At 63.6% G+C, this 1,653-nt stretch carries 2 protein-coding genes; both read left to right on the forward strand.

The genetic code is table 11. The features are described from left to right. Positions 1–358: metal-dependent hydrolase (locus KDH09_10415; GenBank protein MCB0220097.1), on the forward strand; the 358-nt coding region annotated here is incomplete at its 5' end. Positions 359–542: 184 nt separating this feature from the next. After that, on the forward strand, positions 543–1,653 hold a 1,111-nt coding region (locus KDH09_10420), incomplete at its 3' end, for an NAD(P)/FAD-dependent oxidoreductase (GenBank protein MCB0220098.1).

Consider the following 1,653-nt stretch of genomic DNA (forward strand, 5'->3'; position numbering starts at 1 on the left):
GTGGCTCTGGCACGCGGTCGAGGAGACCGAGCACAAGGCGGTGGCCTTCGACGTGTTCCGCGCCGTGGGCGGCAGCGAAGCGCGCCGCCTTTGGGGCGTCCCGCTCACCGTCGTCGGAATCGGGCCGATGGCCATCGGCGTGTTTCTGTATCTGGCCACCGCCGACAAGCAGCTCACCAACCGCCGCTCGTGGCGCAATCTGGGAAGGGTGCTCTTCGGTCGCAACGGGATCCTTCGACTGACGGCGCCGCGCCTTGCCACCTATGCGCGGCGGGGCTTTCACCCCTGGCACCATGACAACTACGCGCTCATCCAGGCCTGGAAGGCCCAGTTCGCCGGCAGTTATGCGGTGGTCTGAGGGGGCAACCCGGGCGAAACCCCGATGGCGCTGAAAAGCCTGCTGAGGGGCATCAGCGCCCCCAATACGGCCGAAGCCGCGGCCCCGGACGCGGATCTTTTGCCTTGACAGCGATAGATGTATCGGTGAACATGTGTTCAGTGAGCGGCGCGGGCGAGCCTGGCCGGGAGCAGGAGCGAAAATCATGGAAAGCAATGACTTCGACGTACTGATCATCGGCGCGGGCATCTCCGGCATCGGGGCCGCCTGTCACCTGGCGCGCGAGTGTCCGAACAAGAACGTCGCCATTCTCGAACGGCGCGAGGCCATCGGCGGCACCTGGGATCTGTTCAAATACCCGGGCATCCGTTCGGACTCGGACATGTTCACCTTCGGCTACAACTTCCGCCCCTGGACGGAAACCAAGACGCTGGCCGACGGCCCGGCCATCAAGCAGTACGTCATCGACACCGCGCGCGAGTACGGCGTGGACAAGAAGATCCACTTCGGCCTGAAAGTCACCAAGGCCGAGTGGAAGAGCGAGGAGCAGGGCTGGACCATTACCGCAAAGCCCGAAGCCGGCGGCAAGGCCAAGACCTACCGCGGCAATTTCCTGATGCTCTGCACCGGCTATTACAACTACGACCACGGCTACAAGCCCGAGTTCAAAGGTGAGAAAGACTTCGCTGGCCAGATCGTGCATCCCCAGCACTGGCCCGAGGATCTCGACTACGCGGGCAAGCGCGTCGTCATCATCGGAAGCGGCGCGACGGCCGTGACGCTGCTGCCGGCCATGGCCGACAAGACCGCGCACATCACCATGCTGCAGCGCTCGCCGACTTACATGATGTCAGTGCCGGCAAAAGACCCCATGGCCTCGCGACTCAAGGGCCTGCTGCCGGAAATGACGGTCTACCGCATGATGCGCGCGCGCAACATCGCCGTACAGCGCTGGAGCTTCGATGCCTCGCGCCGGTTCCCCAAACAGGCGCGCAACCTCATTATGAAGTTCGCCCGCAAGCAGCTTGGGCCCGACTTCGACATGCGTCACTTCACCCCCGACTACGACCCCTGGGACCAGCGGCTGTGCGCCATGCCCAACGGCGACTTCTACAAGACCCTGCGCAACGGCAAGGGTGAGATCGTCACCGACCACATCGAGAAGTTTACGAAGAAGGGCATTCTTCTGAAGTCCGGCAAGGAACTCGAAGCCGACATCATCATCACCGCCACGGGCCTCGACGTGCAGATGATGGGCGGCGCAAAGCTCACCATCGACGGCGTCGAGCGCCAGGCCAGCGACACGATGATGTACA

Source organism: Chrysiogenia bacterium (assembly GCA_020434085.1).
In the GTDB taxonomy this organism is placed as follows: Bacteria; JAGRBM01; JAGRBM01; order JAGRBM01; family JAGRBM01; genus JAGRBM01.